Source organism: Mesorhizobium huakuii (assembly GCF_014189455.1).
In the GTDB taxonomy this organism is placed as follows: domain Bacteria; phylum Pseudomonadota; class Alphaproteobacteria; order Rhizobiales; family Rhizobiaceae; genus Mesorhizobium; species Mesorhizobium huakuii_A.
On the sequence record NZ_CP050296.1, the window covers coordinates 1,303,929 to 1,321,228 of the forward strand.

General features: G+C 63.0%; 18 protein-coding genes and 2 pseudogenes. 12 read left to right on the forward strand and 8 right to left on the reverse strand.

The window, feature by feature from the left end; genetic code table 11:
• Positions 1–34: 34 nt before the first annotated feature.
• A complete protein-coding gene (locus HB778_RS06535; protein ID WP_183462449.1) occupies positions 35–1,276 on the forward strand; it encodes an MFS transporter in 1,242 nt (413 codons plus the stop codon).
• A 74-nt stretch (positions 1,277–1,350) separates the two neighbouring features.
• On the opposite strand, the gene HB778_RS06540 is transcribed toward HB778_RS06535, so the two are convergent.
• Positions 1,351–2,208, reverse strand: coding sequence for an alpha/beta fold hydrolase (locus tag HB778_RS06540; protein ID WP_095201889.1), 858 nt, complete (start codon positions 2,206–2,208; stop codon positions 1,351–1,353).
• A 148-nt stretch (positions 2,209–2,356) separates the two neighbouring features.
• Here HB778_RS06540 and HB778_RS06545 point away from each other — a divergent pair, with 148 nt between their 5' ends.
• The 4 genes from HB778_RS06545 to pth all read left to right on the forward strand — a co-directional run bounded on the left by HB778_RS06545 (position 2,357) and on the right by pth (position 5,584).
• A complete protein-coding gene (locus tag HB778_RS06545; RefSeq protein ID WP_183462451.1) occupies positions 2,357–2,785 on the forward strand; it encodes a MarR family winged helix-turn-helix transcriptional regulator in 429 nt (142 codons plus the stop codon).
• 257 nt (positions 2,786–3,042) lie between these two features.
• Positions 3,043–3,846 carry an alpha/beta fold hydrolase gene (locus HB778_RS06550; protein WP_183465021.1) on the forward strand — a complete coding sequence of 268 codons (804 nt, stop codon included), beginning with the start codon at positions 3,043–3,045 and terminating at the stop codon, positions 3,844–3,846.
• 353 nt (positions 3,847–4,199) lie between these two features.
• The gene (locus HB778_RS06555; RefSeq protein ID WP_096449327.1) at positions 4,200–4,841 is read left to right on the forward strand and encodes a 50S ribosomal protein L25/general stress protein Ctc; all 642 of its coding nucleotides are present in this window, start codon (positions 4,200–4,202) and stop codon (positions 4,839–4,841) included.
• 23 nt (positions 4,842–4,864) lie between these two features.
• Positions 4,865–5,584, forward strand: coding sequence for an aminoacyl-tRNA hydrolase (pth, locus tag HB778_RS06560; RefSeq protein ID WP_183462452.1), 720 nt, complete (start codon positions 4,865–4,867; stop codon positions 5,582–5,584).
• Between the two features lie 45 nt (positions 5,585–5,629).
• Here pth and HB778_RS06565 read toward each other — a convergent pair whose 3' ends face one another.
• Positions 5,630–5,908: a hypothetical protein gene (locus HB778_RS06565; protein WP_210308068.1), complete on the reverse strand. Its 279-nt coding sequence runs from the start codon at positions 5,906–5,908 to the stop codon at positions 5,630–5,632.
• A gap of 179 nt (positions 5,909–6,087) precedes the next feature.
• Here HB778_RS06565 and HB778_RS06570 point away from each other — a divergent pair, with 179 nt between their 5' ends.
• The 6 genes and pseudogenes from HB778_RS06570 (at position 6,088) to HB778_RS06595 (ending at position 11,059) form a co-directional block, all read left to right on the forward strand.
• On the forward strand, positions 6,088–6,840 hold the full coding sequence (locus HB778_RS06570; RefSeq protein WP_183462454.1) for a tetratricopeptide repeat protein: 753 nt from the start codon (positions 6,088–6,090) through the stop codon (positions 6,838–6,840).
• 119 nt (positions 6,841–6,959) lie between these two features.
• Positions 6,960–8,063, forward strand: coding sequence for a redox-regulated ATPase YchF (ychF, locus tag HB778_RS06575; RefSeq protein WP_183462456.1), 1,104 nt, complete (start codon positions 6,960–6,962; stop codon positions 8,061–8,063).
• 18 nt (positions 8,064–8,081) lie between these two features.
• Positions 8,082–8,874: pseudogene (locus HB778_RS06580) on the forward strand (APH(3')-II family aminoglycoside O-phosphotransferase).
• 158 nt (positions 8,875–9,032) lie between these two features.
• Entirely contained in the window at positions 9,033–10,007 is a 975-nt protein-coding gene (gene corA / locus HB778_RS06585; protein WP_183462458.1) for a magnesium/cobalt transporter CorA, read from the forward strand.
• 113 nt (positions 10,008–10,120) lie between these two features.
• Positions 10,121–10,591 (forward strand): MaoC family dehydratase, encoded by a 471-nt coding sequence (locus HB778_RS06590; protein ID WP_183462460.1) that lies wholly within the window; start codon positions 10,121–10,123, stop codon positions 10,589–10,591.
• Positions 10,588–11,059, forward strand: a pseudogene (locus tag HB778_RS06595) (MaoC family dehydratase). Before HB778_RS06590 ends, HB778_RS06595 begins: the two are co-directional and overlap by 4 nt.
• A gap of 251 nt (positions 11,060–11,310) precedes the next feature.
• Here the strand turns inward: HB778_RS06595 and HB778_RS06600 are convergent.
• Together HB778_RS06600 and HB778_RS06605 are read right to left on the reverse strand one after the other, a co-directional pair.
• Positions 11,311–11,856 (reverse strand): adenine phosphoribosyltransferase, encoded by a 546-nt coding sequence (locus tag HB778_RS06600; protein WP_183462462.1) that lies wholly within the window; start codon positions 11,854–11,856, stop codon positions 11,311–11,313.
• A 72-nt stretch (positions 11,857–11,928) separates the two neighbouring features.
• The gene (locus HB778_RS06605) at positions 11,929–12,381 is read right to left on the reverse strand and encodes a nuclear transport factor 2 family protein (protein WP_183462464.1); all 453 of its coding nucleotides are present in this window, start codon (positions 12,379–12,381) and stop codon (positions 11,929–11,931) included.
• A gap of 210 nt (positions 12,382–12,591) precedes the next feature.
• Between HB778_RS06605 and HB778_RS06610 the strand changes: the two genes are divergently transcribed.
• Entirely contained in the window at positions 12,592–13,089 is a 498-nt protein-coding gene (locus HB778_RS06610) for a hypothetical protein (RefSeq protein WP_183462466.1), read from the forward strand.
• Between the two features lie 125 nt (positions 13,090–13,214).
• Here the strand turns inward: HB778_RS06610 and HB778_RS06615 are convergent, their stop codons facing one another.
• From HB778_RS06615 to petA, 4 genes are all read right to left on the reverse strand, one after another.
• Positions 13,215–13,910, reverse strand: coding sequence for an acid phosphatase (locus HB778_RS06615; protein ID WP_183462468.1), 696 nt, complete (start codon positions 13,908–13,910; stop codon positions 13,215–13,217).
• Positions 13,911–14,185: 275 nt separating this feature from the next.
• The gene (locus HB778_RS06620) at positions 14,186–15,052 is read right to left on the reverse strand and encodes a cytochrome c1 (protein ID WP_183462471.1); all 867 of its coding nucleotides are present in this window, start codon (positions 15,050–15,052) and stop codon (positions 14,186–14,188) included.
• A gap of 27 nt (positions 15,053–15,079) precedes the next feature.
• Complete coding sequence (locus HB778_RS06625; protein WP_183462473.1) at positions 15,080–16,420, reverse strand: cytochrome b; 1,341 nt, start codon at positions 16,418–16,420, stop codon at positions 15,080–15,082.
• Between the two features lie 17 nt (positions 16,421–16,437).
• Positions 16,438–16,938 (reverse strand): ubiquinol-cytochrome c reductase iron-sulfur subunit, encoded by a 501-nt coding sequence (gene petA, locus HB778_RS06630; RefSeq protein WP_236952375.1) that lies wholly within the window; start codon positions 16,936–16,938, stop codon positions 16,438–16,440.
• Between the last annotated feature and the right edge of the window lie 362 nt (positions 16,939–17,300).

A 17,300-nucleotide genomic window follows, 5' to 3' on the forward strand; every position in this document is an offset into this window, starting at 1 on the left:
GGGCGTGCCCGCCAAAAAGACCACGGAGCCTGCCTTGACCGATACGACAGCCGCCAGCGTCGCGCCACCAGCGAGCGCCAGCCACGCCTCAGCCCAGGCGACGGCCTTCACCGTCATCCTGGCGGTGAGCTTCTGCCATTGCATCAACGACATCATGCAGTCGCTGCTATCGGCCATCTATCCCCTGCTGAAACAGAATTACGGCCTTGATTTCTGGCAGATCGGCCTGCTGACCTTCACCTTCCAGGTGACGGCGTCCTTGCTACAGCCGGTGATCGGCATGATCACCGACAAGCGGCCGATGCCCTATTCGCTGCCTTATGGCATGGCCTCTTCGCTGATCGGCCTGGTCGTGCTGGCCTATGCCGGGCACTACTATCTGCTGCTGATCGGCGCCTCGCTGATCGGCATCGGCTCGGCGATCTTCCATCCCGAATCCTCGCGCATAGCGCGCTTTGCTTCTGGCGGCCGGTTTGGCCTGGCGCAATCGCTGTTCCAGGTCGGCGGCAATTTCGGCCAGTCGATGGGGCCGCTGCTGGCCGCCTTCATCGTCGTGCCGTTCGGCCAGACCAGCATCGCCTGGTTCGCCGTCGGCTCGCTGATCGGCATTGTCGTTTTGTGGCAGGTCGGCGGCTGGTACAGCCGCTTGCGCGCCGCGCAAGGCGCCAGAAAAGCGGCAAGCTTCGTCTCGCCCTTTCCGCGCCGCAAGGTGATGAGCGCACTGGTCGTGCTGACGCTGCTGGTGCTGAGCAAGAACGCTTACATCGCCAGCCTCGCCAGCTACTACACCTTCTACTCCATCCATAAGTTCGGCGTGTCGGTGCAGATGAGCCAGGTGATGCTGTTCCTGTTCCTCGGCGCCTCGGCGCTGGGCATCCTGCTCGGCGGTCCGTTCGGCGACCGCTATGGACAGAAGGCGATGATCTGGTTCTCGATCGTCGGCGTGCTGCCCTTCACGCTGGCGCTGCCCTACGCCAACCTGGAATGGACGATGGTGCTGACGGTGCTGATCGGCCTCATCCTGTCGTCGGCCTTCTCCAACATCGTCGTCTTCGCGCAGGAACTGGTACCCGGCCGCGTCGGCATGATCGCCGGCATCTTCTTCGGCTTCGCCTTCGGCATGGGCGGCATTGCCGCCGCCGTGCTCGGCGTTGTCGCCGACATGAAGGGCATCGATTTCGTCTTCCAGATCTGCTCGTATCTGCCGCTGCTTGGGCTGCTGACGGTGTTCCTGCCCAACATGAAGGAAGCGAGGAAGGCGCAGGCCGCGGCCTAAACCCGGCGGATCGGAATTCACATGAAAAGGCACCCGCCCGGATGGGCGGGTGCCTTGCCTATCCTGCGGAAGGCCTATGCCTTGAAGAAGGCCAAAAGGTCGGCGTTAATGACATCCGCATGGGTTGTCGCCATACCGTGCGGGAAACCCTTGTAGACCTTGAGCTCGCCCTTCTTGAGCAGCTTGATCGACAACAACGCCGAGTCGGCGATCGGAACGATCTGGTCGTCGTCGCCATGCATGACCAGCACCGGCACGTCGATCGCCTTCAAATCCTCGGTGAAGTCGGTTTCCGAGAAAGCCTTGATGCAATCATAGTGCGCCTTGGTGCCGCCCATCATGCCCTGGCGCCACCAATTGTCGATGACCCCTTGCGAGACTTCGGCGCCCGGACGGTTGAATCCGTAGAAAGGCCCGGCCGGAACGTCACGGAAGAACTGGGCGCGATTGGCTGCCTGGGCAGCGCGGAAGCCATCGAACACCTCGATCGGCAGGCCGCCGGGATTGGCAGCCGTCTTGAGCATGATCGGCGGCACAGCGCCAATCAGCACCGCCTTGGCGACGCGGCCGCCCGAGCCGTACTTGGCGACATAGCGCGCCACCTCACCGCCGCCGGTCGAATGGCCGACATGGATGGCATTCTTGAGGTCGAGATGCGCCGCGAGTTCAGCCACATCGGCCGCATAGGTGTCCATCTCGTTACCGATATCCGTCTGGGTCGAGCGGCCATGGCCGCGCCGGTCATGGGCAATGACGCGGTAGCCCTGTGCCAGGAAGAACAGCATCTGGGCATCCCAGTCGTCGCTGCTCAGCGGCCAGCCATGATGGAAGACGATGGGCTGACCGGTTCCCCAGTCCTTGTAGAAAATCTGCGTGCCGTCCTTGGTGGTGATCGTGCCGCTGCCGGAACCGGATTTCGTCTGCGAAGCCATCTCAATCTCCTTTGATTGTTGTCGCGGTAAACAATATCGCGATATCGATATTGCTAGCGCAGCCCTGAACCCTTGTCTACAAAAAATATGTATCGCGATATCATTTTTCGTGGTACCGAATTTCCTACGTCGGCAAAAGGAACGCGTCGTGCCTCTCCCGTTGGACAACCAGCTCTGTTTCACGCTCTACGCCACCTCAATGGCGATCAATCGCACCTATAAGCCGATGCTGGACGAGATGGGGATCACCTATCCGCAATATCTCGTGCTCAACGCGCTTGCCGAGGCCGACGGCATGTCGGTCGGCTCGATCGCCCACCGGCTCGCTTTGGAATCGAGCACCATCACACCACTGGTCAAGCGCATGGAACAGGCCGGCCTTGTGACCCGCCAGCGCAGCCATACCGACGAGCGCCAAGTGCAGGTCGACCTGACAGTCGCCGGGCGCGCGCTGCTTGTCCAGTGCAATTGCCTGAACGAGACCTTGATCGAACGCTCCGGCATGACGCTGGCGCAACTTGATGCGCTGAACCGGCAAATCCAGGCGCTGCGGGATGCGCTGGGTGGCGACCGCTAACCATTTCGATCCAGCCGTAACTAGCTTTTCTCCCGAAACCCCCAGACGCCTGGAAAGCGCTCTGAGAAGGCGCCTGGAGCCATCGACCGGCCGCGACAGACGCCAGCCCGGCCGAAGGCCTGCGATCACGAAGCGGTGACGGCTGTAACGGACGCTCGGTAGCTTGCGAAGACTGGACATAGGCGCCGGGTAAAGCACTTGCGGCGCGTCCCGGCCGAAATCCGGGCGCGATCTGCCAACCTCTCAAGGAATCCACGATCATGTTGAATAGGCGTACTTTTTCCACCGCGCTCGTCGCCGGGGTGGCGACGAGCATACTGGCCGGCTCCGCCAAGGCGCGAGCCCAGACGAGCTCCAAGATTCGCCCCGAGGTGCGCCCCAGGGTTCGCAACGTCGTCCTCGTCCATGGCGCTTATGCCGATGGCTCGTGCTGGTCGGAGGTGGTTGGCCTGCTGCAGCAGGCCGGCTTCAATGCAACCGTCGTCCAGCACCCGCTGACCACGCTGGAGGCAGGCGTCGAGGCAACGCGCCGTGCGATCGCTCTCCAGGATGGACCGACGATACTTGTCGGACACTCCTTTGCCGGCATGATCGTCAGCGAGGCAGGGGCGGATCCAAAAGTGTCCTCGCTCGTCTATGTCGCGGCGCGCGCGCCCGATGCCGGCGAAGACTACACGGCGCTCGCCAAGACTTTCGCGCCGCCGCCCGCCTCGGCGGGCCTTGTCTGGTCCGCAGGCTATGGCAAGCTCAGCGAGGAGGCTTTCCTGCGGGATTTCGCCGGTGGTATTCCTCGCGAGAAGGCGCGCATCCTTTATGCCGTCCAGGGGCCGATCTCGGATCAGCTTTTCTCCGGAAAGACAACCCAGGCGGCCTGGCGCTCAAAGCCGAGCTGGTATGCCGTCTCGACCGAGGACCGCACCATCAACCCGGATCTCGAGCGCTTCATGGCCAAACGCATGAACGCCAAGACCATCGAGGTGAAGGCAAGTCATTTGTCGCTGATCTCTCACCCGCGTGAGATCACCCAGCTCATCTCGAAAGCCGCTGGGCAGCTCAGCTAGCGAGGTGGGTCCCGGGGCGGTATGAAGTTCAATCGCTTCGGCGACCGGCCCGTTTGAAATGTTGCAATCCCAAGCCGACCGGCTAGCCGGGAATGCTGAACCGCACGAGGTGCCCGCAGGCGCCTCCAGCCTCCGGCTTGCACCTCCGGCCGCCTTCCGCTATAGAGCCGCCACCCGCGTAGACACCCTTGGAGGCAACGCGGCGGAAGGCTGCCTTCCCTTGTGATCCCGAACAAAGCTCCGTCTCAAAGCGGGTGCCCTCATTCGGACATCCAGGTCTGGCGGCTTTCGACGTTTACGGCTTGGGCACATTGCCTGCCGCAAACGCTCCATAACACGCGAAAGGAAAAGCCATGAGCCACGATACTTACGAGCTCAAGGCCGAAGCGCGCGAACAGGTCGGTAAGGGGTCCGCCCGTGCAGTTCGCCGCAACGGTAAAGTGCCTGCAGTAATCTATGGTGACAAGCAGCCTCCCCTGGCAATCGCTCTCACCTACAAGGACATCTACTACAAGATCCATGGCGGCGGGTTCCTGACCACGATCGCCACGATCGATGTCGACGGCAAGAAGATCCAGGTCCTGCCGAAGGACTTCCAGCTCGACCCGGTCAAGGATTTCCCTGTCCATGTCGACTTCCTGCGCATCGGCAAGGACACCGAAGTCAATGTCGACGTGCCTGTCCACTTCATCAATGAGGACAAGTCGCCCGGCATCAAGCGCGGCGGCGTGCTCAACATCGTGCGTCACGAAGTCGAGTTCCACTGCCCGGCCAATGCGATCCCGGAATTCATCACCATTGATCTCACCGGCACCAACATCGGCGATTCGATCCACATCTCGGCGGTCAAGCTGCCGGCCGGCGTCAAGCCGGTCATCTCCGATCGCGACTTCACCATCGCGACCATTGCCGGTTCGTCGGCGATGAAACCGGAGGCTGAAGAGACGGTCGAAGCGGCTGCACCTGAAGCGGCTCCTGCCGCCGAAGAGAAGTAACTCTTTCCCGCCCGGAGCAGACGATGCTTGTCTTTGCAGGCCTCGGCAATCCGGGCGCGAAATACGCTGGCAACCGGCACAATGTCGGTTTCATGGCGGCGGACGCTATCGCCCGCCGCCATTCCTTTTCGCCCTGGTCGAAGAAATTCCACGGCCTGATTTCAGAAGGCACGCTCGGCGGCGAGAAGATCGTCCTGATCAAGCCGCAGACCTTCATGAACCTGTCCGGCCAGTCGGTCGGCGAAGCGCTGCGCTTCTACAAGCTCGACCTTTCCGCCCTCACCGTCTTCTATGACGAGATCGATCTTGCCGAAGGCAAGCTGCGCATCAAGACCGGCGGCGGCGCCGGCGGCCATAACGGCATCCGCTCGATCGACGGCCATGTCGGCAACGCCTATCGCCGTGTGCGCATCGGCGTCGGCCATCCCGGCGTCAAGGAAATGGTCCAGCATCATGTGCTCGGCGACTTCGCCAAGGCCGACCGCGAATGGCTCGATCCCTTGCTCGACGCGATCGCCGACAACGCCGCCATGATCGTCAAGGGCGACGAATCCGGCTTCATGAACAAGGCCGCGCTCGCCGTCCAGGGCAAGGCCGCACCCGAGCCGGACAAGCCGGCGCAGAAACAGGCGCCCAAGCAGCAGAGCCACATCCGCCAGGCACGCCCGCCGCAGGCGCCCGCCAAACTGCCTGAGACCGGCCCGATGGCGGCCATGCTGAAAAAACTGTTCGGTAAAGACTGAAGCGACCGGCGCCGCCTGGCCATAGGCAGCGCCAACCGTGCAGAACTACATTGCGCCGACGGCCATGCCCTTGGTCGTCTCATCGATCGCGTCCTTCACCAGCGCGATCGCCTTGACGCGATGACCGCCCTTGTCCGGCAGGGCCGCCTGCAACTGATTGAGCGCTGCCTGGAGATCATTCAGCGCCTTGTTCATATGCGGTTGCGCGGCTTCGGCCGTGCTGGTTGCAAGAACCGTTGCGCTGCCGGCAACGGCTGCTCCAGCCATGCCGAGCACGGCGATGCTGCGCAGACTGTCACGACGGGAAAGCTTGAATTCGGTCATTTCAGAACTCCCTCTCTGTGGAACTGTCGTCACGCGACATCGCTAAATTAGCCCGCGCCAGCATCACGCCGTATTGACGAACGCGTGATCGGTGCCTGGCGCCGGCCCGCCTTGCCGGCAGGCGACGTCCCACGCTAGCACTGGCGCGTACTGGCAAGATCGGTAGCAGCGAGACCGGCATGGCGGATGATGTTTCGAATCTGACCGGGGAGGCCAGGCAACTGGGGCTGGCCGGCGATTTCGGGACGGCTCATCAGCTGATCGACCGGGCCACGCTTCTTGCCGGCAACGATCCCGCTCGGCGTGCGACATGCGCGATCGAGCGTGGCCGGCTGTACAATTCGGCAGGACAGCGGGATCTGGCGCGGCCGCTGTTTGAGGAGGCATGGCGGCTGGCACGAGAGGCACGCGCGCATATTCTGGCGGCCGATGCCGCCCACATGCTCGCCATCGTCGGAACACCCGACGACGCCGTCGAATGGACCGCGATTGGCCTTGCCTATGTCGGCGAACATCCGCAGGCAGAGCCATGGCGCGGCCCCCTGCTCAACAATCTCGGCTGGTCCTATTTCGACGCCGGCCGGTTCGACGATGCATTGCCTGTCTTCGAGCAGGCGGTGGCGGTGCGGCAGTCGCGCGGCCAGGCCCGGGAGATGCGCATCGCCCGCTACGCGGTCGTCAGGACGCTGCGCGCGCTCGGCCGCCTCGAAGAGGCCCGACGGCTTGCCGAAGAGGTGGCCAGGGCGGCGGAAGTCGACGGCGATCAGGCGCCATACATTCACGAGGAGCTGGCCGAGTGCCATGCCGGACTCGGCGACATGAACCGCGCGCGCTCGAGCGCTCGGCGCGCCCTCGCCGTTCTCGGGGACGATCCCGCCTTTGTCAGCCAGGAGGCCCGCCGGCTCGCCAGACTGCGAGACCTGGCAGGCTGAACGCCGGCCATAGGTTCGCCTCGGCCAGGCCGCCCATTCCCGCTGGGGGCTTGACGTTGATCACCCCTATCGCCCATAGCCCTCATCAAATTTCGCTTTTCCCGATAGGACTGGACACAATGGGTTTCAAATGCGGCATCGTTGGCTTGCCCAACGTCGGCAAGTCGACGCTCTTCAACGCGTTGACCAGGACGGCGGCGGCGCAGGCCGCCAACTATCCGTTCTGCACCATCGAACCGAACACCGGCGAGGTGGCGGTGCCCGATCCGCGCCTGCAGAAGATCGCTTCGATCGCCAAGTCGAAGGAGATCATCCCGACCCGCATCTCCTTCGTCGACATTGCCGGCCTGGTGCGCGGCGCCTCGAAAGGCGAAGGGCTGGGCAACCAGTTCCTCGCCAACATCCGCGAGGTCGACGCCATCGTGCATGTGCTGCGCTGCTTCGAGGATGACGACATCACCCATGTCGAGGGCCGCATCGACCCGGTCGCTGATGCCGAGACGGTCGAGACCGAGCTGATGCTCGCCGACCTCGACAGCCTGGAACGCCGCATCGTGCAGATCCGCAAGCGCGCCGGCAGCAAGGACAAGGAAGCGACGACCGTGCTGCCGATGATGGAGGCCGCGCTCGAGCTGTTGCAAGCCGGCAAGCCGACCCGCATCCTGCTCAAGGGCATCTCGGCCGAGGATTTGCGCATCCTGCAGGGGCTGAACCTTCTGACCTCGCACCCGGTGCTCTATGTCTGCAACGTCGCCGAGGCCGATGCCGCCACCGGCAACGAGCACACCAGGGCCGTGGAAAAGATGGCCAGCGCGCAAGGCGCCGGCACCGTGGTGATCTCGGCCGCGATCGAGGCTGAGGTCGCCCAGCTCTCGGACGAAGAAGAGATGGAATTCCTGTCCTCGCTCGGGCTCGACGAGCCCGGCCTGAACAAGGTCATCCGCGCCGGCTACGATCTCTTGCACCTCATCACCTATTTCACCGCCGGCCCGAAGGAAACGCGCGCCTGGACCATCCACAAGGGTGACAAGGCCCCGCAGGCCGCGGGCGTCATCCACACCGATTTCGAACGCGGCTTCATCCGCGCCCAGACCATCGCCTATAACGACTACATCACGCTGGGCGGCGAAGTGGCGGCCAAGGAAGCCGGCAAGGCGCGCGACGAAGGCAAGGAATATGTCGTCCAGGACGGCGACGTCCTGCTGTTCAAGTTCAATACGTGACGCCTCAAGCGGCAGGCGATGTCCAGCCCTCCTTTGGAAACCGACCTGCCGAACAGGCTCCGTCCGTTGGTTTCCGGCTATCGCTGGCACCGGCAGACCATCGGCCGGTCCCAGGCCGGCGTGTTCCGGCTGGTGGCGGATGGCAAGCCGGCCCTGTTCCTGAAGTGCGAGCGCAGCGGCCCCTTTGCCGAACTCGCCGACGAGGCGGCACGGCTGCGCTGGCTTGCCGACCAAGGCATCGCCTGCCCTGATGTGATCGCCCTGGAAAGCCATGCCGGTCACGACTGGCTGCTGATGTCAGCCGTCGCCGGCGAGGATCTGGCGTCGGCAGCGCTCGATCCGGCTGATGTCATCGACGTCATGGCCAGCGCGCTTCGCGAACTGCATACGCTCGACATCCGCTCCTGTGCCCTTCGACCATCGCCTCGACCGGCGGATCGCGGCGGCGCAAGCCCGCATGGAAGCCGGCGAAGTCGACGAAAGCGATTTCGACGATGAACGGCAGGGGCGGAGCGCCGCCGAGGTCTTCGCCGAGCTTGGGGCGCTTCGGCCGGCAACCGAGGACCTTGTCGTCACCCATGGCGACGCCTGCCTGCCGAATGTCGTGGCGACCGAAGGCCGTTTCAGCGGTTTCATCGATTGTGGCCGGCTGGGCGTCTCCGATCGCCACCAGGATCTGGCGCTTGCCTGCTGGAGCATCCGCTATAACATCGGCGAGACTTGGATTGAGCCTTTTCTCGAACGCTACGGGCCGCCGAAAACCGAGCCGGCGAAGCTTTCCTGGTACCGGCTCCTCGATGAATTTTTCTGAGCGGCCGATGCCGGGCCAGCCCCGCGCGGGCTTGTCTTGATTTTGTCATGCCACAGGTCTAAGCGGCAGGCACGCGCTCGGCGCATGCGACGAAGCGCTGCGCAATCCGACACCAGCGTCAATCTTAACAAACCTTATCTGGCAGGGGAGATCTGGCGATGATCAAGGCATTTGTCGTGGACAATGATCGCCTGCGCGTCGTCGACGATCTGCTGGCGGATGGCGACAGGGTCGTCTGGGCCGACCTGATCAGTCCGACCAAGGAGGAAGAGGCCACCATCGAAGGCTGGCTCGGCGTCGCCATCCCGACCCGCGAGGAGATGGAGGAGATCGAGATTTCGAGCCGCCTCTATATCGAGGATGGCGCCTACTTCATGACCGCCACTCTGCCGGCCCAGACCGAGGTCGACGACCCCCTGATGTCGCCGGTCACCTTCGCGCTTGCCGGCAACAGGCTGATCACCATTCGCTATCATGAACCGAAAGCGTTCAAGACCTTCCCGCTGCGCGCCGAGAAGGTGGCGACCGGCTGCACCAGCGGCGACACCATCCTGATCGGCCTCCTGGAAGCGATCGTCGACCGTCTCGCCGACATCCTTGAGCGCGCCGGCCGCGACATCGAGGGGATTTCGCGCGACATTTTCGAAGCGCGCTCGACCAAAGTGTCGAAGCGCAACCGCGACTTCCAGGAACTGCTGAAAGCCATCGGCCGCAAGGAAGACATCGCCTCCTCGATCCGCGACAGCCTGATCTCGCTGCAGCGCCTCGCCGGCTTCCTCGCCCATGTCGCCACCCAGACCAAGATGAGCAAGGATGTCCGCGCCCGCATCAAGACCTTGTCGCGCGACGTGCTGTCGCTCGCCGACCACGCCACCTTCCTGTCGCAGAAGATCTCCTTCCTGCTCGACGCTACGCTCGGCATGATCTCGATCGAGCAGAACGCCATCATCAAGATCTTCTCGGTCGCCGCCGTCATCTTCCTGCCGCCGACGCTGGTCGCCTCGATTTACGGCATGAATTTCGACATCATCCCGGAGCTGAAATGGCAGCTCGGCTATCCCTTCGCCATCGGCCTGATGATCCTGTCGGCGATCCTGCCCTTCTGGTATTTCCGCCGCCGCGGCTGGCTCTGACCTCTGCCGCCCCGCTTGCTGCCTCAGGCTGGCTCACCAGAAAGGACTTGACCAAAACGCTGCCGGCCTGCATCCGGGTTGCCCGATCTCTGGGGATTAACCGGATTACCGACATGACCGCAAAGACATGGGCCTATGAGGATTTCGTCGAGGGGGCCTCGTTCGACCTCGGCGCCAAACAGGTAAGCGCGGCCGAGATCGTCGAATTCGCCGGCGAATTCGACGCCCAGCCGATGCATCTCGACGAGGAAGCCGGCAAGGCCAGCATTCTCGGCGGCCTCTCGGCCTCAGGCTGGCACACCTGCGCCATGTTCATGCGCATGCTGTGCGACGCCTTCCTTTTGGACTCCACCTGCCAAGGCGCGCCCGGCGTCGATCAGGTTAAGTGGAAGAAACCGGTCCTGGCCGGCGATACGCTCAGGGGCAACCTGGTTGTCCTCGCCAAGCGCCCGTCGAAATCGAAGCCGCAACTCGGCTTCGTCACCATGCGCAGCGAGCTGGTCAACCAGCGTGGCGAAAGCGTCTTCGAGCTTGAGAATTCCGTCATGTTCCTGACGCGTGATGCGGCGGGGAATGCGGCATGACCCTGGATGAATTCTTCCGCATCGGCACCACGATGACGCTGGGCTCGCACACATTCGAGCCCGAGGCGATCAAGGCCTTTGCCAGAAAATACGATCCGCAGATCTTCCATATCGACGAAGAGGCCGCCAGGAAGAGCGTGCTCGGCGGGCTCTGCGCCTCCGGCTGGCACACCGCCGCCACCTGGATGAAGCTCAACCTCGAAAACCGCATGGATGCCGAGGGCGCCAGCTGGAACGGCCCCGGTCCGGTCCCGGAATTCGGCCCCTCGCCCGGTTTCAAGAACCTGAAGTGGCTGAAGCCGGTCTTCGCCGGCGAGACCGTCACCTTCAGCCGCACCGCGCTGTCCCATCGCCCCATCGTCTCGCGCCCCAGCTGGCGAATGCTGTCGCTGCGCGCCGAAGCTTTCGATCTCGACCGGCGACAAGGTGCTGGAGTTCGAAAGCGCCGTGCTGGTGAAGGTGGAGTGATTTCTTCCTTCGCCCCGTTTACGGGGGTGAGAAGTGGTCCGCAACGCGGACGGAAAGCCAATTGCTTGGCTTTCCGAACGACGAACGCCCGGAGCGATAGCGAAGGGCCGGTATGCCCGAAGGGCGGATGAGGGGCGGCGCCAGCGGTGGTGTCTTAAACTCGACGGTCGTACTTACCCCTCACCCTGCTGCGCTCGCGTTGCTCGCTCCGCTGTCCCTCTCCCCGTAAACGGGGCGAGGGAAAAGCTGCCTCAATGCCCCTCAAACCCGATCAGCGTCCTGACCGGCACGCCAAGCGCCTCAAGCTTGGCCCGCCCGCCGAGATCCGGCAGGTCGATGACGAAGCAGGCGGCCAAAATATCGGCGCCGATCTGGCGCAGCAGCTTGACCGCCGCTTCCGCCGTGCCGCCGGTGGCGATCAGGTCGTCGACGAGGATCACCTTCTCACCAGGGGCAACGCCGTCCTTGTGCATCTCCATTTCGTCCAGCCCGTATTCCAGGCTGTAGGCGACGCGCACCGTCTCATAGGGCAGCTTGCCCTTCTTGCGGATCGGCACGAAGCCGGCCGACAGCTGGTGGGCGACGGCGCCGCCGAGGATGAAGCCCCGCGCCTCGATGCCGGCGATCTTGTCGACCTTCTGCCCGGCATAGGGATGCACCAGCTCGTCGATGGCACGGCGGAAAGCGCGCGCATTGCCGAGCAGCGTGGTGATGTCGCGAAACAGGATGCCGGGCTTGGGATAGTCCGGAATGGTGCGGATCGCGGCCAGCAGCGTGTCTTCGAGCGAGGATTTCATAAGGCGGCTCCGGATGATCCAGCTGGCAAGTGCGAACGGCGCAGGGACCAAACCCGACGCGACCGACAACGGCTAGCGCGATGTGACGCCCGAGACAAGCGCATCCGGCAAAGGATTGGCCTCGCTCGCTCTGTCCCATGCCTGCGCGACGATCTTCCACTGCCCTTCGCTCTTCACCAGCAACAGCATTTCCATGGACCGGCTGGTCTCGGCACTGTTCTCGATCATCTCGGCCGCGACAGCCGCGATCGCAATGTTGCCGAAGACGCGAATATCGGCCCCAAGCACGGTCTCCTGGAGCGATCGCAGCGACGTGCGTGACAGGCCGCGCATCCGCTCGACGAAATCGACAACACCGATGCGTCTTGCCGGGCGGGCCGCCGGATAGAGGCTGGCGCCATCCAGGAAATCGGCGGCGAAATCATCCCACCCTGGGGCGATACTCTCATCCCAGCTAAGGCTGGCAAACTGCCGGTCGATGACGGCCCGTATCACATCCTCGTCCGTACCCATTCCGTTCGCCATGATCCGCTCCTTCCGTTCGGCTCCCTGCACCGGAGATTGGCATGCGGCACTTGTCCGATCGAATTGCAGCCCATCAGCTTCATAACCCGCACGATCTCGATCCGCATCTGTTGAGCGCCGCGCTATGCCAAAGGACGGGTTGCCGAACGCTCGCATAGGGGTAAAAAGGGGCGCCTGAAGCGCCCCTTCCGGTCGAGCCATGGTCGCTACATGACCCATCTTATGCGAAAAATACTGACCGTCATCATGGCAACCTCGCTCCTGAGCTGGGCGCCGGCAGCCGTCTCAGCTGCCGAGCGGGCCAGTTGGACAATCGTGCTACGTCCGGCAGATTTCGTGGTCGGCGACGCGCTTGGACAATTGCATACGCGTCGACAATGGATGACTGGATTCGACGAACGGTCCGGCGCGTTCGAGATTGCTCTGCGCAGGAAGGCAATCGCGATTTCGGCGCCGCGCTGTCGGATGGACTATCTGATTTTGACGATCCCCGTTTATTACCCTGAAAATCCGAAGCAGGCATCCGTCCGCGAGCGTCGCGCAGTCTATGATGCTCTCGTCGCACTGCAGACGAAGGGCAAAGGCAGCGCAACTGTTGGCGTTGAAGCGCCTGAGCCTCTCGCTCGCCTGGGAAAACGAGGTATCGAGCTTCTTGCCTGCAATCTGTACTTTGCCTTTCCAATATCGGTGCAAGTGTCGACGCAGTGAGCTGGTGCCGGCTTCAGTCTCCTGGAGGCCTCTGCGCGAGAACGAAGACCAACCGACGTCCCGGCTGGCGCGCGCAGAGAGCAGCGCGTCGCGTGAATCCGCTTCGACGCGACGCGCTTTAGGACTTACATGCCGAGGCCGGAACGAAGCTCGGCCTTGGCCACTTCATATTCGGCCTTGAAGTCGTCCCGGTTGAGCAGGATAGCAGCAATGACGCTGCCGGAAATCTTGCCCATCTCGACGTCGGACGCATAGTGGATACCGCCAACCTCACGGTTGTGAGCGTATTCGGCCGCGCGGGCCATGATCTCGGCACGCTTCTCCGGAACCATATCGGCCAGAATGATGCCCATCATGGTGCCGACGGTGGCGTGACCGGACGGCCATGAGCCGGAGCTCGACAGCTTGACCGCCGGCTTGACGAGATCGCTGAGCTGGTGCGGACGCGGGCGCTTCCAGACATCCTTTGCCGGATCGACGACGGCGCCTTCGGTCTCGACCACGCGATCGAAAAAGGCGCTGAACTTCGGCAGCTTCTCCTTGGTGAAATTCGGCCCCATCACATTGGCGAAGCGCCAGACATTCTCCTCCGCATCGGCAACCGCACTGGCCACCATCTCGGGCGTGCGGGTCACCTGCAGTGTCAGCACCTCGCCGAGTTCGGCCTTGGTCTGCGCCGAATCGTTGGCCGGCGGCGGCGGCAGGATCATCGTCAGGTCGATGTCCTTGTTGGTGACGAAGGGTTTTGCGTCTTCCGCCTGTGCGGCCGAGCCGATGACCAGAAGCAGCAGACCAGCCGCCAGCGATGCGTATTTCTTCATGGGTGCGATCCTTTGTTCTGAATGACGCAGGATCGCTATGGGCGATGACGGCCATGTGACATCACCGCCTCCGGAAATACAAAAGGGCGCCTCAAGGCGCCCTTTTGTGATCGTATTGGCTTCAGAACGGCTCAAGGCCTCTAGAGATTCAGGTCAGGCCGAGTCGAAAACGATGGTTTCCGAGAACCGGAGCGGAGCGTACTTAAAGTACGTGAGCACCGGAAGCGCAGGAAGCCATTGTTTGCAGACCGGCCTCACCTGAATATCGGCAGGCCCTAGTGCGCCACGCCTTCCCACACCTTGCGCTTGACCAGATAGACCAGCGCACCGAACACCAGGAGGAAAAACAGCACGTTGATGCCGGTATGCTTGCGGGCTTCCATGTGCGGCTCGGCCGCCCACATCAGGAAGGCAGCCACGTCGCGGGAATACTGGTCGACCGTCTGCGGTGCACCGTCATCATAGGTCACCTGGCCGTCGGAGAGCGGCTTGGGCATTTTCAGCGACACGCCGGACATGAAGTACGGGTTGTAGTGCGTACCCTCGGGGATGACCATGCCGGCCGGCGGCGTCTGGTCGTAGCCGGTCAGCAGCGAATGGATGTAGTCGGGACCGCCGGCATCATACTGGGTGAAGATGTCGAAGACGAATTGCGGAAAGCCGCGCTCGACACCGCGCGCCTTGGCCAGCAGCGACATGTCGGGCGGTGCCGCACCGCCATTGGCGGCCGCGGCGGCCTCTACATTGGCGAACGGCGCCGGGAAATAGTCCGACGGCTTGCCGGGACGGTCGAACATCTCGCCGGCATCATTGGGGCCGTCATGGATGGTGTAGGTGGCTGCCAAAGACTTGATCTGCGCATCCGAATAGCCAAGGCCCGTTGGGCCTTCCAGCGTGCGGAACGCCACCAAATTCATCGAATGGCAGGCCGAGCAGACTTCCTTGTAGACCTTCAGGCCGCGCTGCAGCTGGCCCTTGTCATAGGTACCGATCGGACCGGTGAAGCTCCAGCTCATTTCCTTCGGCTCGTTGATCGGGAAATGCGTGGGTGCTGCCGCGTTGTGCGCCTCTTCGGCCGCGAAGGCGGCGGTGCCGGCGGCCACAAGGCCGATCAGCGCCAGCGAGGTGAGAATCTTTTTCATGCCAAATCCCCTTAGATTCTCTACCGCTCAGCCCTTGGTCTCTGGCGCGGCCGTGGCGCCCGCCGGATGCCCGCTGCCACCCTTGTTCTTTTCGAGCACCGCCTCGGTGATCGAGTTCGGCAGCCTGCGCGGCGTCTCGATCAGGCCAAGCACCGGCAGTACGATCAGGAAGAAGGCAAAGTAGAACAGCGTCGCCGCTTGAGCGTAGCCAACGTAGTTGCCCGTGAACTCACCTATCAGGAGGGTCAACAGACCGCCGCCTTCCGCCGGCTGCGAGCCCAGCCAGCCGAGCAGGATGGCATCGGCCACGAACAGCCAGAAGAACAGCTTGTACCAGGGCCGGTAGACCGCCGAGCGCACCTTGGAGGTGTCGAGCCACGGCACCAGGAACAGCATGACGATGGCGCCGAACATGCACAGCACGCCGCCGAGCTTGGAATTGATCGGCCCGATGTTGAAGGTGATGGCCCGCAGGATCGCGTAGAACGGCAGGAAGTACCACTCCGGCACGATGTGGGCCGGCGTCTTCAGCGGGTTGGCGACGATGTAATTGTCGGGATGGCCGAGATAGTTCGGCAGGAAGAAGATGAAATAGGCGAAGATGAACAGGAACACGATCATGCCGAACGCGTCCTTGATGGTCGCGTAAGGGGTAAAGGCGACGGTGTCGGTCTTCGACTTGACCTCGATGCCGGTCGGGTTCGACTGGCCGACGACATGCAGCGCCCACACGTGCAGCACGACGACGCCGGCAATCATGAACGGCAAGAGATAGTGCAGCGCGAAGAAGCGGTTCAGCGTCGGGTCGTCGACGGAGAAGCCGCCGAGCAGCAGCTGCTGGATCCAGTTGCCGACCAGCGGAATGGCACTGAAGAAGCCGGTGATGACGGTGGCGCCCCAGAAGCTCATCTGCCCCCATGGCAGCACGTAGCCCATGAAGCCGGTCGCCATCATCAGGAGGTAGATGATGCAGCCGAGGATCCAGAGCAGCTCGCGCGGCGCCTTGTAGGAACCGTAATAGAGGCCACGGAAGATGTGGAGATAGACGGCGATGAAGAAGAACGAGGCGCCGTTGGCATGCATGTAGCGCAACAGCCAGCCGGAATTGACGTCGCGCATGATCTTCTCGACCGAACCGAAGGCGAGATTGGTGTCGGACGTGTAGTGCATGGCCAGCACGATGCCGGTCAGGATCTGCGAAACCAGCATGATCGCCAGGATGCCGCCGAAGGTCCACATGTAGTTGAGGTTGCGCGGCACCGGATAGGCGATGAAGCTGTCATAGACCATCCTGGGCAGCGGCATGCGGGCGTCGAACCAGCGTTCGATACCGGTTTTGGGCGTGTAGGTCGAGTGTCCCTCGCTCATCGAAATATCCCCCTGCCTCAACCGATAAGGATCTTGGTATCGGAAATGAATTTGAATACCGGCACAGCCATGTTCTCGGGCGCCGGGCCTTTGCGGATGCGGCCGGCGGTGTCGTATTGCGAACCATGGCACGGGCAGAACCAGCCGCCGAAATCGCCTTCCTGGCCGAGCGGAATGCAGCCGAGGTGCGTGCAGACCTGAACCATCACCATCCAGGCTTCCTTGCCGGGCGTGGTGCGGTTGGCGTCGGTCGCCGGCGCGTCGGCCGGCAGATTGGCGTTGCGGGCGATCGGATCCTTCAGGTCGGAAAGGTTGACGGCCTCGCCGTCCTTCATTTCCTTTTCGGTGCGGTTGCGCACCACAACCGGCTTGCCGCGCCACTTGACGATCAGCGACATGCCCGGCGTCAGCGAGGCGACATCGACTTCAACCGAGGCGAGCGCCAGCGTCGAGGCATCGGGACGCATCTGGTCGATGAACGGCCAGGCGACGGCACCGGCGCCGACCACGGCGGCCATGCCCGTGGCGACATAAAGAAAATCTCGACGATTGGGATCGTGGATGTCGGTTGCGCTCACGGGTGCCTGATCCTTTCGCCTCTTCCGCGCCGGTGGCCGAGCCTTGTTCCCCGCTCAATCACGCCAACCCGACAGCGCATGGCGAACAGGCTAGCGAATTCCTCCGGCATTTGGACTTCGGTTTATGCGTGAAGCCCGTTTTTGTCCAGACGGGTCAAGGCACAAGGGCAGATTGTCGCGGGGACAAAATCCCCTATTGCCCGGCGGGACGGCGAACGGCCGCAAAAGGCGGCTAAACAGCCGGGAAATATCAGCAAAATCCAAGGCCCTGGCTTGCCTCGACAGAGGGCGCCGGTGTGATC

Bases quoted from the DNA above. Each gene is read 5' to 3' on its own strand.
- HB778_RS06540 (WP_095201889.1), bottom strand. From the start codon at position 2,208: ATGGCTTCGCAGACGAAATCCGGTTCCGGCAGCGGCACGATCACCACC.
- HB778_RS06555 (WP_096449327.1), top strand. From the start codon at position 4,200: ATGAGCCACGATACTTACGAGCTCAAGGCCGAAGCGCGCGAACAGGTC.
- pth (WP_183462452.1), top strand. From the start codon at position 4,865: ATGCTTGTCTTTGCAGGCCTCGGCAATCCGGGCGCGAAATACGCTGGC.
- HB778_RS06565 (WP_210308068.1), bottom strand. From the start codon at position 5,908: ATGACCGAATTCAAGCTTTCCCGTCGTGACAGTCTGCGCAGCATCGCC.
- HB778_RS06570 (WP_183462454.1), top strand. From the start codon at position 6,088: ATGGCGGATGATGTTTCGAATCTGACCGGGGAGGCCAGGCAACTGGGG.
- ychF (WP_183462456.1), top strand. From the start codon at position 6,960: ATGGGTTTCAAATGCGGCATCGTTGGCTTGCCCAACGTCGGCAAGTCG.
- corA (WP_183462458.1), top strand. From the start codon at position 9,033: ATGATCAAGGCATTTGTCGTGGACAATGATCGCCTGCGCGTCGTCGAC.
- HB778_RS06590 (WP_183462460.1), top strand. From the start codon at position 10,121: ATGACCGCAAAGACATGGGCCTATGAGGATTTCGTCGAGGGGGCCTCG.
- HB778_RS06600 (WP_183462462.1), bottom strand. From the start codon at position 11,856: ATGAAATCCTCGCTCGAAGACACGCTGCTGGCCGCGATCCGCACCATT.
- HB778_RS06605 (WP_183462464.1), bottom strand. From the start codon at position 12,381: ATGGCGAACGGAATGGGTACGGACGAGGATGTGATACGGGCCGTCATC.
- HB778_RS06610 (WP_183462466.1), top strand. From the start codon at position 12,592: ATGACCCATCTTATGCGAAAAATACTGACCGTCATCATGGCAACCTCG.
- HB778_RS06615 (WP_183462468.1), bottom strand. From the start codon at position 13,910: ATGAAGAAATACGCATCGCTGGCGGCTGGTCTGCTGCTTCTGGTCATC.
- HB778_RS06620 (WP_183462471.1), bottom strand. From the start codon at position 15,052: ATGAAAAAGATTCTCACCTCGCTGGCGCTGATCGGCCTTGTGGCCGCC.
- HB778_RS06625 (WP_183462473.1), bottom strand. From the start codon at position 16,420: ATGAGCGAGGGACACTCGACCTACACGCCCAAAACCGGTATCGAACGC.
- petA (WP_236952375.1), bottom strand. From the start codon at position 16,938: ATGGCCGCCGTGGTCGGCGCCGGTGCCGTCGCCTGGCCGTTCATCGAC.